Origin of the sequence: Mesorhizobium sp. ES1-3, from assembly GCF_020164795.1 — a bacterium.
Classification (GTDB): domain Bacteria; phylum Pseudomonadota; class Alphaproteobacteria; order Rhizobiales; family Rhizobiaceae; genus Mesorhizobium.
Map to the genome: position 1 here is coordinate 1 of NZ_JAIUGW010000007.1, position 24016 is coordinate 24016.

Consider the following 24016-nt stretch of genomic DNA (forward strand, 5'->3'; position numbering starts at 1 on the left):
CGCCAACTTCATGGGCTTTGTCAAACTTGCCGCTATCGCTATCTGGCTCAGGTAGTTAAATCGTCACTACGCCCTAGAGCGGTTCAGCGTTTGATAGAATCGCTGAACCGCTCTAACTCTTTGTTTTCACGCAATTCCCTGGGGAAAGCGCTACGCGCCTTTCCTGGAATTGCTCTAGCCTTGCCCTGGAAGGGCCGCGGTGCCCGTCAGGCCGTCGGGTCGTCGGAACCGGGGACGAAGGCGTCGAAGGCAGCGAGGAATTGTTCGCGGTAGAGGTCGACTTCCTGCAGGATTTCGTGTTTGGCGCCGTCGATCATCAATAGCGAACCGAGTCGCAGGTTTCTCGCATATTTTTCCACCGCCTTGGTCGAGACGACCTGGTCGGCGCCGGCGGCGATGATCAGCAGCGGCACCTGAATGCGGGCCATGAAGTCGGGGTCGCTGATGGCTTCCGACGCCTTCGCCGCCGCCTGCAGCCAGCGGACCGTCGGGCCGCCAAGCGCCAGTTGCGGATATTCTTCATAGATGCGCGTGTTGCGGCGATAGCGCTGCGGATCTGATGTCACCTTGTTGACCTCGAAAGGCAGCGTGTGTCTCGGCCGTGGACCCCAGGCGGCGTAGAGCCGGCCGAGCCCCAGGGCGCAGAAAATCGAACAGACCCGGCGGACCGTCCCTATCGAGACCGGCAGGTCGGGCAATGTCAGGAATGGCGCGATCAGCACCATGCGCCGCACGCGGTTCACCATCGACGGCGCGGCAAGCAGCGTGATTACCGCCCCGGCGGAATGGGCGAGGATGTAATAGGGTCCACGGCAGTCCGGTAGCACGATCTCCTCGAAGAACTGCTCCAGATCGGCCGTATAGTCGCGGAACGACCTGACATAGCCGCGCTGGCGATCGCGGATCAGCCTGTCGGAATCGCCTTGGCCGCGCCAGTCGAAGGTGGCGACGCCGAAGCCCCGCGCGGCAAGATCGCGGATGGTCTCGAAATATTTCTCGATGCACTCGTTGCGGCCGCCGAGCAGTACCACGGTGCCGCGCATCGGCCGGGCGACCGCTGCGAACAGTCCATAGCGTATCTTCTTGCGGTCGCGCGTGGTGAAAAAGCCGCCGGTGGCGTTTTCCGGTCGCGGATTGCCCTCAACTTCGTGAAAAAGGGGTGTGTCGTGGAGGAGATCCGTCATTCGGCGCTTTGTGCTCGGCGTCTTGGCGCGCCAGCCCCTCGCGGCTGGCCTCGTCAAGGTGATAGACGCCCACACATCAAAAGCAAAGCAAATCCGGACTACGGAGACCTGCACCAGGGAAGGCCGGAAGCGGCTTTGAGCGCGCTTCCGGCCCCTGTCGATCCGGGAGGAAGGGACGTTAACACCCGGTTCGGCCTCGATGTGGCACCTCTGCAAATCCGGCGCCGCCAATCCTTGATCTTGAAAGCCACTTTAGCGGCGGCTGTCTGAACGGGCGCCGAAGCGCCGGTTCATCTGCCGTTCATCAAAGGCACGCGGCCTCACCTTTTTTGCCGTCAAACGAAACTTGAAATGCTCTTGAGCGCTCCCCAGATGTGTGTTGCGGCCGCCAATGTCGGGGTCGCTGGTCCAGCCGAGACGCCGCTTACGGGTTTCGCACCGGCCATACGCAAACCATGTTGCTCAACAGGAGAACACCTCATGCGTCACGTTGATTTTTCCCCGCTTTACCGTTCGACCGTCGGCTTCGACCGTCTCTTCACGATGCTCGATTCGCTTGCGCAGCCTGATGGCGCGCAGACCTATCCGCCCTACAACATCGAGCGCACCGGCGAGGATTCCTACCGCATCTCGATGGCGGTTGCCGGCTTCTCGGATGAAGAGATCTCCATCGAAGCCCACCGCAACGTGCTGACCGTGAAGGGCGAGCGCAAGGACGAGGGCACCGGCGAAGGCTCCGAGCTGCTCTATCGCGGCATTGCCTCCAGGGCCTTCGAGCGGCGCTTCCAGCTTGCCGATCACGTTGAAGTCGTCGGCGCCGCGCTGAAGAACGGCCTGCTCTTCGTCGACCTCAAGCGCAACATTCCCGAAGAGCTGAAGCCGCGCAAGATCGCGATCACCTCGGCTCCGGCCAAGGCCAAGCAGATCGAGGCCAAGACCGCTGCCTAAAGTCTAAAGTCTCCTCCCGAGACGGAAGCGGCGCCGAAAGGCGCCGCTTTTTTGTTGTCGCGAAGGCTGATTATCCGGCGATCAGCTGGCCAAAACGGTCGACTTCCTCCGAGGTCGTGGCAAAGCTGGTGACGAAGCGATAGAGCAGTTCGTCCTCGCCGATATGGCCCTCAAAGCCGTGCGGCCTGTGCCAGTCGTAGAAGGCCGCGCCCGCCGCCTGCAGCTTCTCGGCTTCCGTTTTCTTGATCACCGCGAAGACTTCGTTGGCCTGCGGCAGCCAGGCCAGCTTGGCCGTGGCCGAATCCTCGATCGCCGCCGCGAGGCGCGCGGCCATGGCGTTGGCATGCCTGGCGGTGTCGAGCCACAGCCCGTCCTTGAAATAGGCTTCGAACTGCGCCGCCACGAAGCGCGACTTCGAAAACAGCTGTGCGGCGCGCTTGCGCAGAAAGGCCAATTCCTTGGCGCGGTCGAGATCGAACACCACGATCGCCTCGGCGCACCAGCAGCCGTTCTTGGTGCCGCCGAAGGACAGGATGTCGACGCCGCGTTTCCAGGTCATTTCGGCCGGCGTCGTGTCGAGCGCGGCCAGCGCGTTGGCAAAGCGGGCGCCGTCCATGTGCAGAGGCACGGAATGGTGTTTGGCGATGGCTGAGATCGCGTCGATGTCGTCCAGGCCATAGATAGTGCCGACCTCGGTCGACTGGGTGATCGAGACGGCCATCGGCCGGCCCCAATGGACCACCTCGCCGGCGAAACGGCCGATCGCCCTGTCCAGATTGTGTGGCTCGATCTTGCCCAGCGGGCCGTCGACGGCGTGAAGCCGCGAGCCGCCTGAAAAATATTCCGGCGCGCCGCACTCGTCCTCGATGACATGCGATTCGCGGTGGGCAAAGGAAATGCCGCCGGGCTTGTTATAGGCAGTCAGCGACAGCGAATTGGCGGCGGTGCCTGTCGCTACGAAGAACACTGCCACCTCGCGTTCGAAAATCTCGCTGAAGCGCTGATAGACGGCCTGGTCGAGGGCACCATCGCCATAGGCGGTCGAAAAGCCGGCGGTATGGGCCGAAAGGCCGGCTGCAATGCTTGGGTGGGCGCCTGCCCAATTGTCGGAAGCGAAGAACATGCGTCTGCCTGTGCTGGGGAAATCGCTGGGACCTTGACCGGTTTCATGACCCGCCCGCAAGAGCCAGACACAAGAAAACGGATAAAGCCAGTGTCGGGCTCGCGGCGCCTTCAGAGACCGAAGCTTACGTTTTGCAATCGCGTCACGAAATTTTGTGTCGCGGCGCGGCCAAGTTTTTTGTGAATCGGTCTTGTGTGGGTTCTGGATTTCTGTCATAAAAATTTAGGACAGTAGTGCTGTCTTATTTTGTCGCACAAAACAGGCTGGATTGGCGTATCGTTTAGGCCACTCCGGCTTTTGCCGCGAGCGACAGGTGGACGGACCGGCTCTGGCCTGTACGATACCGGATGTGAACCAGCGGCGTGCCGCCTGGTTCGGCGATTTCGCAAGACGTGCCGCAAGGATGAAGGGCGAGCCCAAGTGCTCGCCAAGGCAAACCAGCGCCCACAGGCTGACCAATGCCAAGTGGCGCGGAACGGAGGATAGGACGATGACGGAATTGACGCTCTCTGCGACGAACGGCCAGGCCGCGCAGACGGAAGCGGCCGCCGTCAAAAATACCTCCACCAAAAATCGTGCGCCCACCGGCGGCCCGACCGCCCAGGGTCTCTACGATCCGCGCAACGAGCATGACGCCTGCGGCGTCGGCTTCATCGTCAACATGAAGGGCGTGAAGTCGCATCAGATCGTCAAGGACGGGCTTGCCGTGCTCGAGAACCTGACGCATCGCGGCGCCGTCGGCGCCGATCCGCTGGTCGGCGATGGCGCCGGCGTGCTGGTGCAGCTTCCGGATCTTTTTTTCCGTGAGGAGATGGCGGCCCAAGGTATCGAACTGCCACCGCTCGGCCAGTATGGCGTCGGACACTGGTTCATGCCGCAGGATGCCATCCTTCGTGCCCATGTCGAAGAGGTCATAGCGGAATCGGCGCAGTCCGAAGGGCTGCCGCTGCTGGGATTCCGTGACGTGCCCGTCGACAATTCGTCGCTGTCGAAGGCGGCTGACATCGTCGCGTCCGAGCCGTTCCACCGCCAGGTCTTCATCGGCCGCACGGCTGACATCACCGACGACGAGGAATACGAGGCCAGGCTCTACCTGCTGCGCAAGGTCATATCGGGCCGCATCTACGCCGAGAACGACAACAAGGACATCGGCGCTTATTGCGTGTCGCTGTCGGCGCGCACCATCGTCTACAAGGGCATGTTCCTGGCCTATCAGGTCGGGGCCTACTACAAGGACCTGACCGATCCGCGCTTCGAGACCGCGCTGATCCTCGTCCACCAGCGCTTCTCGACCAACACCTTCCCGTCGTGGAAGCTGGCGCATCCCTATCGCATGGTCGCCCACAATGGCGAGATCAACACCGTGCGTGGCAACAACAACTGGATGGCGGCGCGCCAGGCGTCTGTCGATTCCGAACTGTTCGGCAACAATATCTCGAAGCTCTGGCCGATCTCCTATGATGGACAGTCGGATACGGCGTGCTTCGACAATGCGCTCGAGTTCCTGTTCCAGGGCGGCTACAGCCTCAGCCACGCGATGATGATGCTGATCCCGGAAGCCTGGGCCGGCAACAAGCTCATGGATGCCGACCGCAAGGCTTTCTACGAATACCATGCGGCGTTGATGGAACCTTGGGACGGGCCGGCGGCGGTCGCCTTCACCGACGGACGCCAGATCGGCGCCACGCTCGACCGCAACGGATTGCGCCCGGCACGCTACATCGTCACCGATGACGACCGCGTCATCATGGCTTCGGAAGCCGGCGTGCTGCCGGTGCCGGAGGAGAAGATCGTGCAGAAGTGGCGGCTGCAGCCCGGCCGCATGCTTCTGATCGACCTGGCCAAGGGCCGCATCGTCCCCGACGAGGAGATCAAGTCGGAGATCGCGACCAGGCATCCCTACAAGACCTGGCTTGGCAATACGCAGCTCATCCTGGAAGATTTGAAGCCGGTCGAGCCGCGCGCGCTGCGCAAGGATGTCAGCCTGCTCGATCGCCAGCAGGCGTTCGGCTACACCCAGGAAGACACCAAGCTGCTGATGTCGCCGATGGCGACCACCGGTCAGGAAGCGGTGGGCTCGATGGGCACCGACACGCCGATCTCGGCGATGTCGGACAAGTCGAAGCTGCTCTACACCTATTTCAAACAGAATTTCGCCCAGGTCACCAACCCACCAATCGACCCGATCCGCGAGGAACTGGTGATGAGCCTGGTGTCCTTCATCGGACCTCGGCCGAACATCTTCGACCTGGTCGGCAATTCGCGCCGCAAGCGGCTCGAGGTGCGCCAGCCGATCCTGACCAATGGCGACCTCGAGAAGATCCGCTCCATCGGCCACACCGAGGACCGTTTCGACACGAAGACGATCGACATCACCTATGGGTCGAGCGAGGGCGCCGCGGGCATGCAGGGCGCCATAGACCGGCTGTGCGAGCGGGCGGAGGCGGCGGTCGCCGGCGGCTACAACATCATCATCCTTTCCGACCGCCAGCTCGGACCGGACCGTATCGCCATTCCGGCACTGCTGGCGACAGCCGCCGTGCACCACCACCTGATCCGCAAGGGGCTGCGCACCGCGGTCGGCCTGGTCGTCGAATCCGGCGAGCCGCGCGAGGTGCATCATTTCTGCTGTCTTGCCGGCTACGGCGCGGAAGCGATCAATCCCTATCTCGCCTTCGACACGCTGCTCGACATGCACAAGCGTGGCGAATTGCCTGAAGAAGTCGACGCCTACGAAGTGGTGTCGCGCTACATCAAGTCGATCGGCAAGGGCATCCTCAAGGTGATGTCCAAGATGGGCATCTCGACCTACCAATCCTATTGCGGCGCGCAGATCTTCGACGCCATCGGGCTGAAGACCGATTTCGTGCAGCAATACTTTACCGGCACCGCCACGCTGATCGAAGGCGTCGGACTGGATGAGGTCGCGGGCGAAACCGTCAGCCGCCACACGGACGGTTTCGGTAGCGATCCGGTGCTGCGCAACAGCCTTGAGGTCGGTGGCGAATATCTGTTCCGCATGCGCGGCGAGGCGCATATGTGGTCGCCCGACGCGGTCGCCACCTTGCAGCATGCCGTGCGCCAGGGATCGTGGGAGACGTTCAAGGATTATTCGGCGCAAATCGACAGCGAGACGGCGCGCGCCCAGACCATCCGCGGCCTGTTCAAGATCAGGCTGGCGGATGAGACCGGCCGCAAGAAGGTCGCACTCGACGACGTGATGCCGGCGGCCGACATCGTCAAGCGCTTCTCGACCGGGGCGATGTCGTTCGGTTCGATCTCGCGCGAGGCTCACACGACGCTGGCGCGGGCCATGAACCAGATCGGCGGCAAGTCGAACACCGGCGAAGGCGGTGAAGAGGCCGACCGTTACCTGCCGCTGCCCGGCGGCGGCAAGAACCCTGAGCGCTCGGCGATCAAGCAGGTCGCCTCGGGACGGTTCGGCGTGACGGCCGAGTATCTCGTCAATTCCGACGTCATGCAGATCAAGGTGGCTCAGGGCGCCAAGCCCGGCGAAGGCGGCCAGTTGCCCGGCCACAAGGTCGACGCGACCATTGCCAAGGTTCGGCATTCGACGCCGGGCGTCGGCCTGATCTCGCCGCCGCCACACCACGACATCTATTCGATCGAGGACCTGGCGCAACTGATCTACGATCTGAAGAACGTCAATCCGGCGGCCGACGTGTCGGTCAAGCTGGTGTCGGAAGTCGGCGTTGGCACGGTCGCGGCGGGGGTTGCCAAGGCGCGCGCCGACCACATCACCATCTCGGGCTATGATGGCGGCACCGGCGCGTCGCCGCTGACCTCGCTCAAGCACGCCGGCAGCCCGTGGGAAATGGGCCTTGCCGAGACGCACCAGACGCTGGTGCTGAACGGCCTGCGCTCACGCGTGGCGCTGCAGGTCGATGGCGGCCTGCGCACCGGGCGCGACGTCATCATCGGCGCGCTGCTCGGCGCGGACGAATTCGGCTTCTCGACCGCGCCGCTGATCGCGGCCGGCTGCATCATGATGCGCAAGTGCCATCTCAACACCTGCCCGGTCGGTGTCGCGACGCAGGACCCGGTGCTGCGCAAGCGCTTCAAGGGCACGCCCGAGCACGTCATCAACTTCTTCTTCTACGTGGCGGAAGAGGTGCGGGCGCTGCTCGCCGAAATGGGCTTTACCCATCTTGACCAGATTATCGGCGACGCCGACCTTCTGGAAAAGCGCGACGTGATCCAGCACTGGAAGGCGCGCGGTCTCGACTTCTCGAAGATGTTCTACAAGCCCGATGCGCCGCATGAAGCGGTGCACTGGACCGAACGGCAGAAGCACCCGATCGACGACGTGCTCGACCGCAAGCTGATCGAACTGGCCAAGCCCGCACTCGAGGCCAAGCAACCGGTCAAGATCGAAGTGGACATCCGCAATGTCGACCGCTCGACGGGCGCCATGCTGTCGGGTGAGGTGGCCAAGCGCTTCAAGCACAAGGGCCTGCGCGAGGACACGATCCAGGTCAAGCTCACCGGAACCGCAGGCCAGTCCTTCGGCGCCTTCCTGGCGCGCGGCATCTCGTTCGAGCTCGTCGGCGCCGGTAACGACTATGTCGGCAAGGGCCTGTCGGGCGGACGCATCGTAATCCGGCCGCCGCAGGAAGCCAGGATCGTCGCGGCCGACTCCATCATCGTCGGCAATACGGTGCTCTATGGCGCGACCGAGGGCGAGGCGTATTTCGCCGGTGTCGCCGGCGAGCGTTTCGCCGTGCGCAATTCGGGCGTCGCAGCCGTCGTCGAAGGCGTCGGCGACCATGGCTGCGAATACATGACCGGCGGCGTCGTCGTCGTCATAGGCAAGACCGGCCGCAACTTCGCCGCCGGCATGTCGGGCGGTGTTGCCTATGTGCTGGACGAGGCGGGTGATTTCGCCGAGCGCTGCAACATGGCCATGGTCGAGCTGGAGCCGGTTCCGGAAGAAGACGACCTGATGGAAAAGCTGCTGCACCATGGCGGCGACCTCGATCACAAGGGTCGCGTCGACGTGTCGGGCGACATGACCAGCCATGACGAGGAACGGCTCTACCAGCTGATCTCGAACCACGTGCACTATACGGCTTCGGTGCGCGGCCGCGAGATCCTCGACGACTGGACGACTTTCCGGCCGAAATTCCGCAAGATCATGCCGGTCGAATACCGCCGGGCCCTGATCGAGATGGAACGCATGCGCATGGGCGTCGCGGCCGAATAGATTTTTGAGAATTGCCGGGGAGCCCAGGCTTCCCGGCCCCTTCATCGTCAGTTTGACCTCGGGTGCAAGGTTGCCATGGCTGCCTCAAGAGGTTAACGGGTGCGGCGAAAACCGCACCATCTGGACAGCAGGAACTGGACTATGGGCAAGGTAACAGGCTTTCTCGAAATCGACCGGCAGGTGCACAAGTACCAGCCTGCTTCCGACCGCATCCGGCACTTTCGCGAGTTCACGCTGCCGATGTCGGACAAGGAGGTCGAGAAACAGGCCGCGCGCTGCATGGATTGCGGCATTCCGTTCTGCCATGGGCCGACGGGCTGCCCGATCCACAACCAGATTCCGGACTGGAACGATCTCGTCTACAACAGGGATTGGGATAACGCGATCCGCAACCTGCACTCGACCAACAATTTCCCGGAGTTCACCGGCCGCATCTGTCCGGCACCTTGCGAGGAAGCCTGCACGCTGAACCTCGAGGACATTCCGGTCGCCATCAAGACAGTGGAGCAGGCGATCGCGGACAAGGCCTATGAGACCGGCCATATCAGGCCCTATCCGCCGGAGAAGAAGACCGGCAAGCGTGTCGCCATCATCGGCTCCGGCCCGGCCGGCATGGCGGCCGCCCAGCAGCTTGGCCGCGCCGGCCACGACGTGCATGTCTATGAGCGCGAGAGCCGCCCCGGCGGGCTGATGCGTTACGGCATTCCGGACTTCAAGATCGAGAAGCACTATATCGACCGGCGCATCGAACAGATGCAGGGCGAGGGCGTCATCTTCCATTGCGGCGTCAATGTCGGCGTCGACAAGCCCGTCGCGGAACTCCTCGCCGAACATGATGCGGTGCTCTATTGCGGCGGTTCGGAAACACCGCGCGCGGCCGGCATTCCAGGCGACGATCTCGGCGGCGTGCATGACGCGATGCCTTATCTGGTCCAGCAGAACCGCCGCGTCGGCGGCGAGCCGATCCAGTCCGTGGCATGGCCGTCGCATCCGATCATCGCCGGTGGCCAGCATGTCGTCGTCGTCGGTGGCGGCGATACCGCGTCCGACTGCGTCGGCACCGCCTTCCGCCAGGGCGCGGTGCGCGTCACCCAACTCGACATCCGTCCGCAGCCGCCCGAGAAGGAAGACAAGCTCTCCGTCTGGCCCTACTGGGCGACCAAGATGCGCACCTCGTCCTCGCAGGCCGAGGGCGCCGAACGCGAATTCCAGGTGGCGACGCTCGAATTCATCGGCGAGGAAGGCCAGCTTACGGGCGTCAAGTGCTGCGAGGTCGACGAGAAGCGCAAGCCGATCCCCGGCACGGAATTCGTCATCCGCGCCGATCTCGCCTTCATCGCCATCGGCTTTGCCGGCCCGGCTATGGCGGGCGTTGCGGCGGAACTGGAGGGTGAGATGAAGATCACCACCGACAGCCGCCGTTCCAGGAATGTCGAGGCCAACGACCTTGACTACAAGACCAGCGTCGACCGGCTCTATGTGGCGGGCGATGTGCGCCGCGGCCAGTCGCTGGTCGTCTGGGCGATCCGCGAAGGTCGCCAGGCGGCACGCTCGATCGACGAGGCGCTGATGGGGACGAGCGTTCTGCCGCGTTAAGGGCTGATCGCCGTCGTGGTATCGGCCGCCGCAGCGGCTGCCGAACTTGCCTTCGGTGGCCAGGAGAAATCATCGGCGCGGCCAGGCGAAGCCTCCGGCGCCTTGCCCTCGATCATCAGCCTTTCCCCGGGAAGAGCTGGATTGGCCTTCGGCGGCGGGGCGGCGCCGAGCAATTCCGTGCCGCCGTCGAGCGCGGGATCGCTGAGCAGCATGGGCTGGGTGCGATCGATGACGATGGGCGCGGCCGCCGGAGCAGGTGCTTCGACGGGTGCGCCCGCCGGCGCGACGGCCGGCGCCACGCTTCCTGGCGCGGCCAATCCAAGGATCTTCAGCAGCGGCTTTTCGGTGTAGAAGGCGAGTTTGCGCTTGCCGGCCTTGGACACGTTGATGCCGTCATCGGCGCGCAGCCGCACGGGCTGGCCGTTCATGTCGGGGCCGTTGGTGATGAAGGCGCCGTTCTCGTCGACGAAGCCGTCCCAGACATCGACGAACTCGCCGCCGTGGCTTTCGGCCGCCTTGTGGTAGATGTCGTTGAAGGCCAGCATGTCCGAGGTCATCTTCGGCACCCGGAAGGCCGGCATGCCAACCCACAGGAAAGGCACCTTGGCGGTGGCGATTGCCTTGCCGAACTCATCGGTGCGGCGTTCGTATTCCTTGGTCCAGTTCTCGGAGCGGGGCTGCTCGCGCACGTCGCCGATCTTCATTTGCTGGCGGTCGTTAGACCCCAGCATGACGACCACCGCGGCGGGTTTTTCGGTTTCGATCAGCGATTTGATCTGTTCGGGCCAGTTGTAGAAATCATCGCGCACGAAGCCTGACGAGCCATTGCTGCGGACAACGATCCTGACACCGGTATTCTCGGCGAAGGCGTCGTCCAGACCCTCGGCGAGGCCCGCCGCCATGAAGTCGCCGACCACCAGCACGGTGTGGGCGTCCGGCGCTTTTTCGACCACGGGCGTTGCCGGCTCCGCTGGCGGGCGAGGCGCACGCGGTTTTTTCTTCGGCTTAGGCGTCGCCTGCTGAATGTCCTGCGGCGGCTCGACCCGCTCGCTGCGGCGCGGAAACAGGAGGTCGCGCAACGACCAGCCGCGGCTCTGCTGCGGCTGCTCCTGCGCCATGGCTGGGGCATGGACGGCACCGGCCACGGCAATGGCGAGCACGGCGAAGGCCAGGACCAGCACCGGCATGCGACGAACGAACGCCCCGATGCGCGCAGGCCACACCAATCGTTCCCTCCCTACTCAATACGTCAGACTCTATTTCCGCCTGAGCCATTTCAGCACTTCCAAGCTCGGATAGCCATCCTGGGTCAAGCCGACCTTTGCCTGATAGGCCATAATGGCCGTCTTCGAGCCGTCGCCGATCTTGCCGTCGAATTTGCCATCATAAAGGCCATGCTGGGAAAGTCGCTTCTGCAACTCCTGCCGTTCCTCGAAGCTGAGCTTGGTGAAAGGCCGGTTCCAATCCTGCACCAGGCCGTTGCCGCCGGCGATCTCATCGGCAAGCAGACCGACGGCGAGCGCGTATTTGTCGGCATTGTTGTAGGCCTTGATGACCGAAAAATTCCTGATCATCAGGAAGGCCGGCCCGCCACGGCCATCCGGCACTTTCAGCGTCGCCTTGTCGGCGAGGCTCTTGAACGGCTTGCCGCTGGCGCGGACCACGCCGAGCGCCTGCCATTGCGCCAGCGTCTTGGATCCGGCCGGCAATTTGCCTGCCGGCAACGTGACTTCGTAGCCCCAGGTCTTTCCGGCCTGCCAGCCATTCTTCTTGAGCAGGTTGGCTGATGTCGCCAGCGCATCGGGAATGGAATTCCAGATGTCGCGCTTGCCGTTACCGTCCATGTCGACGGCATAATGCTGGTAGCTGGTCGGGATGAACTGGGTCTGGCCCATGGCGCCCGCCCAGGAGCCCATCAGATGGCTCTCGTCGATGTCGCCGGTTTGCAGGATCTTCAGGGCCGCGACCAACTGGGTGCGAGCGTATTTCGAACGTTTCGCGTCGCCATAACCCAAAGTCGCCAGCGAACGGATGACGTTGCGCATGATGTCGTCGCGCTTGAGGATCTCGCCATAGTTGGATTCCATCGACCAGATGGCCAGGAGAACGTACCGGTCGACGCCGAACCTTGCCTCGATCCTGTCCAGCCAAGGCTTCCACTTTTTCGCCATCAGCTGCCCGACGGCGACGGACTGGTCATGGACGCGGTTGTCGAAATAATCCCAGGCGGGGGCGGTGAATTCGGGCTGCGTGCGAGCCTTTTCCAACACTACCGGGTCGGCTTCTTTGATGCCGCTGAATGCTTGGTCGTAAATAGCGCCGGAAACGCCGCCCGCCACGGCGGTGGCGCGGAAGCCGGCGACCCATTGCCGGAACCCGGCGTCGGCGAAAGCCGGCCCGGTGGGGATGAGCAAAGTGAGCGAGAGGCTGGCTGCCGTCATGGCGCTGGTAAAACGTTTTGCGGCATTGCGAACGGACATCTTTTCCTCCTTCTCTGTCTCAGGAAAGACCATTCATCGCCGAACCGGGTTAGGAATTGGTTTACCATAGGCGTCGCCTGGAACGAAAAGACACCTCGATGCTTTAACCGGTGGAAGTTTCCCTCACCCGCCCAGTAATCTTCGATTCCGGCGTGAAAATGTCGCGAGACGGGATTGCGGTGCGGGCCAGCAAACGGATAATTGAAAGTATGAAGAGAGTTCGCAAGGCAGTTTTCCCGGTCGCCGGTCTCGGCACGCGGTTTCTCCCGGCCACCAAGGCTGTTCCCAAGGAGATGCTGACCGTCGTCGACAGGCCGGTCATCCAGTATGTCGTCGATGAGGCGCGCGAGGCGGGCATCGAGCATTTCATTTTCGTGACCGGCCGCAACAAGGCGGTCATCGAGGACCATTTCGATATCCAGTTCGAGCTCTATGACACACTGGCACAGCGCGGCAAGGACGAGCAGCTTGCCCGACTGCAACGACTGCAGCCGTTGCCGGGCCAGACCAGCTTCACCCGCCAGCAGGTACCGATGGGTCTCGGCCATGCCGTCTGGTGCGCGCGCGAACTGGTCGGCGACGAACCTTTCGCCCTGTTGTTGCCGGACATGATCATGCAGTCGGAGAAGAGCTGCACGAAAGCAATGGTCGAGCTCTACGAGGAAACCGGCAACAACATCATCGCCGTGCAGGAATGCGATCCGGCGGAGGCCCATAAATACGGCATCGTCGGCCGCGGCGAAGACACGCATCACGGGTTCCGCATCACCGAAATGGTGGAAAAGCCGAAGACCGGCACGGCGCCGTCCAACCTCTACATCAACGGCCGCTACATCCTGCAGCCGGAAATATTTGGGATTCTGGAAGGACAGGAGAAGGGCGCCGGCAACGAGATCCAGCTCACCGACGCGATGCTGAAGCTGGAGAAGCAGCAGGCCTTCTACGGCTACCACTATCAGGGCCGTACCTTCGATTGCGGTTCGCCGGAAGGTTTTGTCGAGGCCAATGTCGCCTTCGCGCTGTGGCGCAACGACATGAACCAGAGCATGGCCGGCGTCATCCGCACGCTGCTCGACGAGATGCAGCCATCGGAGCGCCGCGGGGCGGCATTTTAGGCCCCATTTTCGTCGTCCTCGGGCAAAGCAGGAGCGTAGCGACGTCGCGGAGACCCGAGGATCCATTCCGTTACATAGACCCAGAGTGTAGCGGTCCGGAACGATGTCCCCAGGCCTGCCATCGCGGAGGCGACCCATAAGTCGCGGCATGGATCCTGGGGTCTGCGCCGCGTCGCTTCGCTCCTTGCTACGCCCCAGGATGACGAAGCTCATACGCCTTCAGCGCTGCACCTTCACGCCGAGGTAGATGCTGTTGGCGGTGTAGTCGCGGCCGGGTAGGTTGCTGGTCAGTTTTTCGGTTCTCACCCGGCTGGTGAGACCGGCATAGCGGTTCAGCCACCAGGTCAGCCCGGCCTCGGCGCTCAATATCCTGTCGTGGCCGTCGATGCCGACATAGTCGCGCCAATCCAGGCCCAGAGCCGCATTCGCGGTGAGATTGGATCGGATCACGCGTTCGCCGGTCAGGCGTCCGGAGTAGAGGATATCGCCGCTTTCGCCCGACGTGGTCGTGGTCTCGACGGTGGTCTTGCCGGTCAGGCCGATCGTGGTGCCGCGCTGCGGCGACCATTTGAGATCGGCATTGACGGTGGTCCCCGAAATCGCTTCCAGGCTTTTGTCGTCGATCGCCTCCCTGAGCCAGCCGGCCGAGAATTCACCCGACAGCTTCTCACCCATGTCGAGTTGCAGGCCGGCGCGGGCGCCAAGCCGCGTCGAGGAGCGCTCGAAGCCTTCATTGTCGATGCGCTGGTCATAGGCCCGGCGGCCGACCTCGATTTCGGTGAAGGGCGTGAGCGCTGGAGATATCTCGTAGCCGGTGCGCAAGGTTGCGGTATAGAGCGTGTTGTCCTGATCTTTCTGCGACAGCGAGGTGCCGTCCGAGAGCTTGGCGTCACCATAGAAGTCGTGTGAGACCGCCCCGGTCAACGTGTACTGCATCTTGCCGACCGCCTTCTCGACGCCGATGCTGCCGTCGATCGTCTGCCGCAGCGGCTGGGTGCTGACGCCGGCGATGGCATCGGGCGAAGACGCGGATTCCGGCACGGCTTCGTAGCCGAGCTTGGCGATGGCGCGCAGTTCCTTGTCGAGGTCGACATTGAGCTGGCCTTCGATGCGGCCCTGCGCATCGTGAACCGGGTAGCCCGACACGGTTTCGCGGAAAATGCCATAGCCGTCGATGGTCGCGGAGTTTTCGCGCCAGTCGGAAGCGGCGGTAAAGCGCAGCGCCGTCTCGGACAGCAGCGCCGATGTACCGGCACTGCTCGAATCGCCGTTCGTGGTGGCGGTCAGCCCCTGTTCGATGGTCGGCCGGATGACGAAGGAGCCCCATTTGACGCCGGTGGCGGAAAACGGATCATCCTCTGGTTTCTTGTTCTGGCCCTCGATTGCGGCGGTGCGCTCGGCGCCGGCATCGAGTTTCTGCCTGTCCACACTGTCGATCGTGAGTGCACGGCGGTTGGCCGCTTCCTTGTCCGCCGCGCTGCTGTCGGTGTCGTCCGTCGTCGCCGTGGTGGCAGTCGTGGCGGTGGTGGTTGGATCTGTAGCCGCCTTGGTGGTCTTTTTCTTCTTCGACTTGTCGGCTGCCTTGTCCTTTGCCTTGTCAGCCGCATTCTGCCTGGCGGTCGAAGTGCGGCGTGGCTTGGGCGGCGCTGGCGTGTCGGCGGAGGCCTCCTCGACCGCCTGGGGCGGGTCGAAGACGCTGGTGGTCGAGTTCGCGGCGTCCGTGTCGTCAGGCACGGCCCCGACGCTGGCCGGCAGATAGGTACGCGCCGGCGCATCGTCCTGCGCGGCAGCGTTGGCCGCCGCTTGCTGGGCGAGAACCAGGCTTCTCGCCTTGCGCTGCTGGTCGGACAGGATCGCCGATTCGGACACTTCTCCACGCAGTTCCGTTTCCTGGGCATGGAGCGGCGCGGGACGCAGCAAGGCAAGGATGCTGGTCGCCAGCAGCAACGCGCAGACCGCCTTGCCCTGTCGTCCTCTCAATTTTTCTGGCTGGACCCCGGACATCGCCACCACTGCTTGCGCGGCGCATGCGCGCCATACTTACCGAACCGTAAATGCGGATGGTTAACGGAGGGTTGAGGCCGTGCGCGCCATGGGCCTCGAACGCCGATTTGGGAGTCTTACGACCGTCGTTGAGCTTCCTGTTCTTGCGCTTGTCGTTGTCCCAATCGATCGCACGGCGTTTGAGCAACAGACGCGGGGCCATTTCCGTTGGACAGGCGGGCGGCAAAGCGCTAATCGCATCATCCATGCATGCGAAATCCCTGGAAAAGAAGCCCTTGGACAGGCAAGCGTCGATCGAATCGGCGCTGAGAACCGTGGCAACCGAACAGGCCGGGATCGCGGCCCTTGCCGACGCGCTCGAGAACGGACTGGCAGCACCCTTTGCCCAGGCCGTCGAAATGATCTCGAAGATTGAGGGCCGGCTCATCGTCACCGGTGTCGGCAAAAGCGGCCATATCGGTTCGAAGGTCGCGGCGACGCTGGCCTCGACCGGCACGCCGGCCTTCTTCGTCCACCCCGTCGAGGCCAATCATGGCGATCTCGGCATGATCGCCAGGGACGACGCCATCATCGCCATCTCATGGTCGGGCGAGAGCAAGGAGATGATGGGCATCGTCGCCTATTCCCGGCGCTTCTCCATTCCGCTCATCGCCGTGACCTCCGGGGAGACGTCGGCGCTGGCGCGCGCGGCCGACGTGGTATTGCTCTTGCCACGCGCCCCCGAGGCTTGCCCGCATGGCCTGGCACCGACGACATCGACGCTGCTGCAGCTGGTCATCGGCGATGCGCTGGCGATTGCGCTGCTCGAGGCGCGCGGCTTCACGCCGGACCATTTCCGCACTTTCCATCCCGGCGGCCAGCTCGGCGCCAACCTGACCATGGTGTCCGAGATCATGCGGGTCGGCGACCAGATGCCGCTGGCCGCGCTCGGCACCAAGATGCCGGAAGCGGTGATGACGCTGTCACAGAAGAAGGTCGGCTGCGTGCTGATCGTCGAGGCGAATGGGGAACTGGCGGGGATCATCACCGACGGCGATGTCGCGCGCAACCTGCACCGCAACCTAGCCGATGTCATCGTCGACGAGGTAATGACCCGCACGCCCAAGACGGTCGACCCGCAGACGCTCGCAGGCACGGCGATCGCGCTGCTCAACGAGCACAATGTCGGCGCGCTGGTGGTGACCAGGAACAACATGCCGCTGGGCGTGGTGCATTTCCATGACCTGTTGCGCATCGGCGCAGCCTAAGGTGCGCTGATATTCCGGTGAAGCCGGCCTGCGAACGGCGGCTTTCTGCGCTTCCGGCCTTCGCCGGCCGAAGCACTCATGAGGGATCGTGGCAAGGCTTCGGCCGGCGTAGGCCGGTGCTCACCTACTGAAGTACGCTCCGCTCCGGTTCTCGAAAGCCGTCGTTCTCGACTCGGCCTGACCTGAATCTCAACACATCTTGCGCCGGTGCTATTCAGGTATTGGCGGCCTGGAAACTCAGACCCGTTCCACCGTCAGTTCCAGATCGGTGTCGGCAGCGGCGGTGACGCGCACCTGGGTGCCGGCGGGCAGATCCGGGCCGGAGACGCGCCACAGCGTGTCGCCGAGCTTGATGCGGCCGCGGCCGTCGCGGATCGGTTCGGCAAGCGTCGCCATCTTCCCGATCATCTGCGCACCACGGCGGTTGAGCAGCGGCTGGTCGCTCGGCTGGTCGCGTCCGCCCATGAGTTTCTTGCCGACAAAGGCTGAAACCAGTGACAGTACGAGGAATAGCAGCACCTGGACCTGCCATGTCCAGATGGCGGCATCCCAGATCAGCAGTGACACCGCGCCGATGACCAGGGCGGCGATGCCGATCCAAAGCATGAAGAAGCCCGGCGCGATGACCTCTACCACCAGCAGCACGAAGCCCAGGACCATCCAGTTCCACGGCCCGAGTTCAGAAACGATGCGATCGAGCATGGGAGTAACCTCCTACGATCTCAATTCTCGCTCGGGCGGACTACCGGCGGACGTGCCGCCTGCCGCTGCGCGCCGGTCGTGCCTTCGCTGCGGAACACTTCCTTGGCGATTTCGCCGATACCGCCAAGCGTGCCGATCAGCGACGAGGCTTCCAGCGGCATCAGCACGACCTTGCTGTTGGTGGCCGAACCGATCCTGGTCAGGGCCTCGGTGTATTTCTGGGCGACGAAGTAGTTAAGCGCCTGCACGTCGCCCTTGGAAATCGCTTCCGACACCACCTGGGTGGCGCGGGCTTCGGCTTCGGCGGAGCGTTCGCGCGCCTCGGCGTCGCGGAAGGCGGCTTCCTTGCGGCCCTCGGCTTCGAGGATCTGCGACTGCTTGAGGCCCTCGGCGGCCAGAATCTGCGCGCGCTTGTTGCGCTCGGCGGTCATCTGGCGGCCCATCGATTCGATCAGGTTGGCTGGCGGGTTGATGTCCTTGATCTCGACGCGGGTGATCTTGATGCCCCATGGGTGTGCCGCCTCGTCGACGACGCGCAGCAGGCGCTCGTTGATGGCGTCGCGGTTGGACAACAGCTCATCGAGGTCCATCGAACCCATGACGGTACGGATGTTGGTCATCGTCAGGTTGAGGATGGCGTTCTGCAGGCCGGCAACCTGATAGGCGGCCTGCGCCGCATTGAGGATCTGGTAGAAAGCAATGCCGTCGACACCGACGATGGCGTTGTCGCGGGTGATGATCTCCTGGCTCGGAACGTCGAGCACCTGCTCCATCATGTTCATCTTGGCGCCGATCCGGTCAACGAAGGGCGTGATGAGGTTGAGGCCGGGGCTCAGTGTCTTGGTATAACGACCAAAACGTTCGACGGTATAGTTGTATCCTTGCGGAATTGTCTTGATGCCCTTGAACAGCACCAGCACGACAAGCGCGACCAAAACAACGACCGCAATATCGAAACCACTGAAATCCATTTGGCTCTCCCTCAGAAGCAGGCCGCGCAAGCCATTCCCGCACAGCCGACTTCGCCAAAGACTTAAGTGTATTTCAGTAGCGTTACAATCAGGTGATGAGGGATTGTTTGCGGTTACACACTCAGTGGTTGAAGGCAAACAGGCTTGCATCCGTGTCTTCAAGCCCGTCGATCGATGCCGAGACGATCTCGGCAGCGATCCGCGAAAAGGTGATGCCGTTGCCGCCATATCCCAACACGGCATGGATGCGAGGATGCCCCGGAATGGCGCCGATATAGGGCAGCCCTGACGTCGTGGTGCCGAAGGAGCCGGTCCAGGAAAAATCGGGGCTGACGTCCAGATGCGGAAATATCAGGTTTAGTTTTGCGGCGATGCGTGCGCTCTTGTCGCCGATCAGGTCATCGCGCTGCGTCTCGTCGATGAAATCCTCGTCCTCGCCGCCGCATATGACCCGGCCATCGGCCGTTGCCCTGACGTAGAGATAGGGATCGGAAGCTTCCCAGACAAACGCCGCACCCGGCCAGAGCTTTCGCGGTTGCGGGCGGGTCGCGATCGCCCATGTCGATATGACCCGATGGGCGGCCGCCGGCACGATGTCGACCAGTTCGTAACCGGTGGCCAGGACAACGTGCCATGCCGTGATGGCGGGGCCGTCCCTCGTTGCCACGACCACTTCGTCGGCGCTGTCCTTGATCGCTGCCGATTCGACCGGCGCATAGAGACGTGCCTTGCGCTCCCGAGCCCTGAGCAGCAACCCGGCCGTCAGCTTGCGCGGGTCGAGCGCGATATTGCCATGGCTGAGGATGGCGCCGCTGCGGTCGATGCCGAACGCCTCGGCGAGCGGCCGAGGGGTCAGATAGGTCGCGGCGATGCCGGCTCGCCGTCGCGCCTCGGCTTCCTCGCGCAATCCCGATGGGTCGAGCACGGTACCGGCCAGATAAAGCGATGCGGTGCGGCTCATGCCGCAGTTGATGCCGAGCTCTTCGATGCGGGCGGCGAGATTGGAAATGGCCAGCCTCGAACGTCGCCAGGCCTGCCGTGCCTGGGCCTTGCCAATCATCCTCGAGAGAACCGAAAGCGGCTGGTCGATTTCGAACTGCACCAGCGCCGTGGTTGCCGCTGTCGATCCTTTCAGCGGCCCACGCCGGTCGATGCAGATTACGGAGTGACCGTCCGCTGTCAGCGTCTCGGCCATCATGGCGCCGCTGATGCCCATGCCGATGATCAGCACATCGGTCTTGACGTCCCGAGTGAGACTGGCAATCGGCACCGCGGGCGCGCGATAGGCGGACCAGACGGGCTGGCCGGTCCTGAGGTCGAGTTTGCGGAGCATCGAATTCTCCGGAGGCGCTGCTCAACGCCCCGGAGCTTGTGTTGTTCCGGTGTCAGGCCCAGCCTGACAGTTCGCGGCGTACCATCGCTTCGATCACCGCCATGCCCTCGGGGCTGTCGTTGAGGCATGGGATGTGGGCGAAGTTTTCGCCACCGGCATGATGGAAGGTCTCGGCCGCCTCGCGGCCGATCTCGTCCAGCGTCTCGATGCAGTCGACGGAAAAGCCGGGATTGACGATGGCAATCGATTTGACGCCGTCCTTGGCCAGCTTCTCCACCATCTTGTCGGTATATGGCTGCAGCCATTCCTGCGCGCCGAAGCGCGACTGGAAGGTGGTGATCAGCTTGTTCTCGTCCCAGCCGAGTTTTTCGCGCAGCAGCCGCGTCGTCTCCAGGCAATGCGCCCGATAGGGATCGCCCTTGTCGGAATAGGGTTTCGGGATTCCGTGATAGGAGGTGATGACCAACTCCGGCTCGAAATCGAGCGTCGCCAGCTGCCGTTCGATCGAACTGGCGAGCGCCTCGATGTAGACCGGCTCGGCATAGTAGGGCGGCACACTGCGGACGGCAGGTGCCGCGCGCATCTTCATCAGCGCCCGGAACAGCTGGTCGTTGGCGGTGGCGGTCGTCGTCGCCGAATATTGCGGATAGAGCGGGAATGAAAGGATGCGGTCGCAGCCTTGCGCCACCAGCCTTTCGGCGACGCTCGATGTCGAAGGGTTGCCGTAACGCATCGCCCAGTCGACGACGACATCGGGCAGGTCTCGTAGCGCCTCGGCCAGTTTTTCACCTTGTGCACGGGTGTAGGTGCGCAGCGGCGACTCGTTCTTCTCCCGGTTCCAGATCCGGGCGTAGTTGGCGCCCGACTTCTTCGGTCGCCTGGTCAGCACCAGCCCATAGAGGATCGGATACCAGATCGCCTTGTTGAGTTCGATGACGCGCGGATCGGACAGGAATTCCCGCAGATACCGCCACATCGGCTTGAATTCGGTACCGTCGGGCGTGCCGAGATTGAGCAGCATGACGCCGACCTTGCCAGCCTTGGCCGGCGCGTGTCCCGCTGTCGGGCCGACCGGCTTGATCGTCTTGGGGTCGACAGCATTGGCAGGCGTCATAAGGGCTCTCCGGACACGGCGTGAAACTAGCGATGGCGCGCCGGTTTTCAATGCAGCGTCTGGCCGCACCATACCGCCTTTCCGACCGGAAACAGAACATCCGCCAGGTTTCCCCGGCGGGTGCTCCCGCTGAAAGCGAAATGACGTTACTTCGCCGGGATGGTCAGGGTTGCGCCCGGCACAAGCCGATGCGGCCTTTGATCCTTGTTCGCCTCATAGATGAGTTTCCACTTGGTCGCGTCGCCATAGGCTTTCTTCGCCAGATCCCAGTAGGTATCGCCGGTAACGACGACATGGCTGCCTGTGGCCGGTGCGGCTTCAGCGGGCTTTGCCGGCTCGGCGGTCGCGGGTGCCGCCGGGGCGGGCGCGGGTGCCGCGGGGGCGGTCTCGGCAGGCTTTGCCGGTTCGGCGGGCGCCGGCGGGGCCGGTGGCGGAGGCGCGTTTTCCGTCGATATGGGTGGCGGTGTGTTGGCGATATCGCCTGAATTGGCAGGCAGTTCAGGCATCGCCGGCGCAGCTTCGGCGGGCGTTGCGGGTTCGGCAGGCTTGGCCGGCTCGGCGGCGGGAGCCGCCGCTGTCGTTGCGGCGATCTCGGTGATGCGGCCGTCGAGCTTCGGCGTATAGGGCTGGTGGGCGCCGAGATAATCGGCGACGACCTGTTCGAGGCCGGGGCCGTAATCATAGGCGTTCCTGGCCTTTTCGGCGAAGACCTTGTAGCCGTCGCCGCCCTGGCGGACATAGTTGTTGGTGGCGACGAGATAGTCCTTGTCGGGATTGATCGGCGTCCAGGCGCCGTTTTCCATCACCTCCACCGACTTCACACGGCCGGTATTGGGCGCGACCGACTTGTCGAAGGAATATTTGAGGCCCGCCACCTGCGGGAAGCGGCCGGCGCCGTCCTCGATCTGGCTGAGTCCGCCTTCGAGCCCGGCGACCAGATCCCTGCCGGAAATCTGGAAGGTCGCCAGCGTGTTCTGGAACGGCAGCACGGTCAGCACCTCGCCCATGGTGACGGTGCCCTTGTCGATCGAGGCGCGCAGGCCACCACCGTTGGAGATGACGATCTCGACGCCCTGTCCCTTGACGCGGTCGAGGATGGCGTCGGAGACGAGGTTGCCCATCGCGCACTCCTTGGTGCGGCAACTCTCACGACTGCCGTCGATGACGTCGGTCGTCTCGGCCACTTCCTTGTTCTTCAGGGCCTCGATCGGTGCGCCGAGCTCCTTGATGCGGGCGAGCACCGCGGGATTGGGCGTGATCGACTTGTCGAGATAGATCGGGTCGCCGCTCGCCGATTTGACGACGCCATTGTCGTCGAACACCACCTTGAACTCGCCGAGATATTTCGAATAGGACGCCGCCTGCACCACCGGCACCTTGTAGCCGTCCGGATTGTCGACCATCGTCGGGTAAGGGCCAGCCGCCTTCGGATCGGTGTTGGACAGAAGCGTGTGGCTGTGGCCGCCGACCACGACATCGATGCCGGGGATCTTGGCAATGACATCGCGCTCCCTGTTGTAGCCGATATGGGTCACGGCGATGATCTTGTTGACGCCTTCTCCCTTGAGCTTCTCGACCTCCGCCGTGATCGACTTGACGTCGTCCTCAATCGTGATGTTGGGGCCGGGCGAGGCGAGTTCGGGCGTGTCGTTGGTGACGGCGCCGATGATGCCGATCTTCTGGCCGCCGACCTCGACGACGATCGACGGCTTGACGCGGTCGCCGAGCTTGGACTGCGCGTTTGCCTTGACGTTGGCACCGAGCACGGGGAATTTGATCATGTCGAGGAACGGCGCCAATGCCGCTTCGCCGTCGTCGAATTCATGGTTGCCGAGCGCCATGGCGTCGAACTTCATGTCGTTGAGGAACTCGCCTTCGACCTTGCCCTTGTAGGTCGTGTAGAACAGCGAACCCTGGAAATTGTCGCCGGCGCTGAGCAAGAGCACGTTCTGGCCTTCCAGCTTCTTGCGTTCCTGGGCGATGGCGGTGATCAGCCGGCCGGCGCCGCCGATGCATTCGCCCTTGGTCTCCTCCTCGGCAGAGCAGGTCGATTCATATTTGTTGTTGCCTTCGATGCGGCTGTGCCAGTCATTGATATGCAGGATGTTCAGTGTGTAGTCGGCAAAGGATGCGCCGGCCGACAGGCCAAGTGTCGACGCGGAAAGGGCGGCAATGGCGGCAAGCTTCTTCATCTTCGTCTCCCGGTAGGCTGATCAGAGGCGGTTAACGCCTTGCTTGACTGGGATATTGCAGCCAGCGTTTCGATCATGTTCCCATCGCGTTCGGGCCGACGCAAGCGGAAATGCCGGTGGTATTTGCTGGCGCAAAACCCGGGGTATTTCCGGCGCAAAAGGCGAGGGATTGCCGGCACAAAAACGGCGACCAAGCGGCCGCCGTTCTTTGTGACTGGAACGTTCGCCAGGTTCAGGTGCGCCGCGTCAGCACGAAATTCTGGCCGGCGGAACTGGTGCAGTTGAGCTGGCTGGTCGACACCATCAGGCAATTGAAGCTCACCGGGGTTTGGCGGATCAGCGAGGTGCCGTTGATCTGCACCGATGTGGCGCCGGTCATCGTGTAACTGCCATCGGCAAGCTTCTGTCCCGTGTCCGTGGCGACGGTCGTGAAGGTGCCGCCGGTGAAGGTCGACAGGCCAGTACCCTTGGCATCGATCCAGGAACCTTCGACGCCTTTCGGCGCGGCAGCCATCGGCGGCTGGTCGGGGCCGCTGGTGGCACAGGCAGCAAGCATCGAGGCGAGGGCACCCGCCATGCCCATCGAAAGAACTTTGCGCGCAATCGTCATATGAAATCCTCTCCAAACGCGTCGGTCCAAAAATCGGGCCGATTTCTGGAAGCGCGACGCGAACGTCCAAAGTGCTGGGGTATGCTGTAAGCGTCCAACGGACGCACATCGCCACCCCAGGCCGCACCCTTCAATCGCCCGATTTCCGGGCGATTGCAAGGCAATGGCGCATG

16 protein-coding genes are annotated in these 24016 nt (G+C 63.3%); 5 read left to right on the forward strand and 11 right to left on the reverse strand.

The window, feature by feature from the left end:
- Positions 1 to 206: 206 nt before the first annotated feature.
- A complete protein-coding gene (locus LB536_RS12260) occupies positions 207 to 1184 on the reverse strand; it encodes an alpha/beta fold hydrolase (protein WP_224592533.1) in 978 nt (325 codons plus the stop codon).
- Positions 1185 to 1664: 480 nt separating this feature from the next.
- Here LB536_RS12260 and LB536_RS12265 point away from each other — a divergent pair, with 480 nt between their 5' ends.
- Positions 1665 to 2132 (forward strand): Hsp20 family protein, encoded by a 468-nt coding sequence (locus LB536_RS12265; protein WP_013893124.1) that lies wholly within the window; start codon positions 1665 to 1667, stop codon positions 2130 to 2132.
- 70 nt (positions 2133 to 2202) lie between these two features.
- Here the strand turns inward: LB536_RS12265 and LB536_RS12270 are convergent, their stop codons facing one another.
- Positions 2203 to 3255: a threonine aldolase family protein gene (locus LB536_RS12270; RefSeq protein WP_224592536.1), complete on the reverse strand. Its 1053-nt coding sequence runs from the start codon at positions 3253 to 3255 to the stop codon at positions 2203 to 2205.
- 490 nt (positions 3256 to 3745) lie between these two features.
- Between LB536_RS12270 and gltB the strand changes: the two genes are divergently transcribed.
- Positions 3746 to 8479 carry a glutamate synthase large subunit gene (gene gltB / locus LB536_RS12275; RefSeq protein ID WP_224592539.1) on the forward strand — a complete coding sequence of 1578 codons (4734 nt, stop codon included), beginning with the start codon at positions 3746 to 3748 and terminating at the stop codon, positions 8477 to 8479.
- Positions 8480 to 8620: 141 nt separating this feature from the next.
- On the forward strand, positions 8621 to 10075 hold the full coding sequence (locus LB536_RS12280) for a glutamate synthase subunit beta (RefSeq protein ID WP_224592541.1): 1455 nt from the start codon (positions 8621 to 8623) through the stop codon (positions 10073 to 10075).
- Here LB536_RS12280 and LB536_RS12285 read toward each other — a convergent pair.
- Entirely contained in the window at positions 10072 to 11301 is a 1230-nt protein-coding gene (locus LB536_RS12285) for a DUF459 domain-containing protein (protein WP_224592543.1), read from the reverse strand. The two genes, LB536_RS12280 and LB536_RS12285, sit on opposite strands and share 4 nt — an antisense overlap.
- Positions 11302 to 11331: 30 nt before the next feature.
- Positions 11332 to 12555 carry a lytic murein transglycosylase gene (locus LB536_RS12290; protein ID WP_140810578.1) on the reverse strand — a complete coding sequence of 408 codons (1224 nt, stop codon included), beginning with the start codon at positions 12553 to 12555 and terminating at the stop codon, positions 11332 to 11334.
- 200 nt (positions 12556 to 12755) lie between these two features.
- Between LB536_RS12290 and galU the strand changes: the two genes are divergently transcribed.
- Positions 12756 to 13670, forward strand: coding sequence for a UTP--glucose-1-phosphate uridylyltransferase GalU (gene galU / locus LB536_RS12295; protein WP_181178348.1), 915 nt, complete (start codon positions 12756 to 12758; stop codon positions 13668 to 13670).
- 219 nt (positions 13671 to 13889) lie between these two features.
- Here galU and LB536_RS12300 read toward each other — a convergent pair whose 3' ends face one another.
- On the reverse strand, positions 13890 to 15674 hold the full coding sequence (locus tag LB536_RS12300) for an outer membrane beta-barrel protein (protein ID WP_224592546.1): 1785 nt from the start codon (positions 15672 to 15674) through the stop codon (positions 13890 to 13892).
- A gap of 245 nt (positions 15675 to 15919) precedes the next feature.
- Between LB536_RS12300 and LB536_RS12305 the strand changes: the two genes are divergently transcribed.
- A complete protein-coding gene (locus LB536_RS12305) occupies positions 15920 to 16921 on the forward strand; it encodes an SIS domain-containing protein (protein ID WP_140756037.1) in 1002 nt (333 codons plus the stop codon).
- Positions 16922 to 17158: 237 nt separating this feature from the next.
- Here the strand turns inward: LB536_RS12305 and LB536_RS12310 are convergent, their stop codons facing one another.
- The 6 genes from LB536_RS12310 to LB536_RS12335 all read right to left on the reverse strand — a co-directional run bounded on the left by LB536_RS12310 (position 17159) and on the right by LB536_RS12335 (position 23843).
- On the reverse strand, positions 17159 to 17623 hold the full coding sequence (locus LB536_RS12310; RefSeq protein ID WP_140810577.1) for an NfeD family protein: 465 nt from the start codon (positions 17621 to 17623) through the stop codon (positions 17159 to 17161).
- Between the two features lie 20 nt (positions 17624 to 17643).
- Complete coding sequence (locus tag LB536_RS12315) at positions 17644 to 18594, reverse strand: SPFH domain-containing protein (RefSeq protein ID WP_127278883.1); 951 nt, start codon at positions 18592 to 18594, stop codon at positions 17644 to 17646.
- A gap of 121 nt (positions 18595 to 18715) precedes the next feature.
- Positions 18716 to 19927 (reverse strand): NAD(P)/FAD-dependent oxidoreductase, encoded by a 1212-nt coding sequence (locus LB536_RS12320; RefSeq protein WP_140756031.1) that lies wholly within the window; start codon positions 19925 to 19927, stop codon positions 18716 to 18718.
- A 52-nt stretch (positions 19928 to 19979) separates the two neighbouring features.
- Positions 19980 to 21041, reverse strand: coding sequence for a ferrochelatase (hemH, locus tag LB536_RS12325; protein ID WP_224592549.1), 1062 nt, complete (start codon positions 21039 to 21041; stop codon positions 19980 to 19982).
- A gap of 146 nt (positions 21042 to 21187) precedes the next feature.
- A complete protein-coding gene (locus LB536_RS12330) occupies positions 21188 to 23233 on the reverse strand; it encodes a bifunctional metallophosphatase/5'-nucleotidase (RefSeq protein ID WP_224592552.1) in 2046 nt (681 codons plus the stop codon).
- 232 nt (positions 23234 to 23465) lie between these two features.
- On the reverse strand, positions 23466 to 23843 hold the full coding sequence (locus LB536_RS12335; RefSeq protein WP_140756023.1) for a hypothetical protein: 378 nt from the start codon (positions 23841 to 23843) through the stop codon (positions 23466 to 23468).
- Between the last annotated feature and the right edge of the window lie 173 nt (positions 23844 to 24016).